Genomic DNA, 374 nt, shown 5'->3' on the forward strand with positions numbered 1-374 from the left:
CCGCCCACTCGGGCGGTCCTTTCTGTTCATTCCGGCGCGTGTGGCGGAGTAGGGTGGTAACGGTCAAATACAGTTGAATGTGAACTGTCCATGAGTCATTCGAAAGGTCACCGGTGCGTCACAATCGCCGTCTCCGATGGGCTGCTATTCCGATCGCAGCGACACTCGCAATCGTCCTTGCGGGGTGCACGCAGGCGCAGCTGAACGGATTCCTGCCCGGCTTCGTCGCGGGCGAGCAGCCCGTCACGAACCACACCGAGCGCATCTCCGGCCTGTGGGTCACCAGCTGGATCGTTCTGCTGGTCGTCGGCGTCATCGTCTGGGGCCTCATCATCTGGGCGGTCATCGTCTACCGCCGCCGCACGGGCCAGACC

The 374-nt window shown here is 63.4% G+C and carries 1 pseudogene; it reads left to right on the top strand.

Annotated elements, in window-relative coordinates:
* Nucleotides 1-113 precede the first annotated feature (113 nt).
* Nucleotides 114-374: pseudogene (locus tag AC1DBX_RS20730) on the top strand (aa3-type cytochrome oxidase subunit II); the annotation flags it as partial.

The sequence above is a fragment of the Arthrobacter sp. 10N44_2 genome, assembly GCF_056394385.1.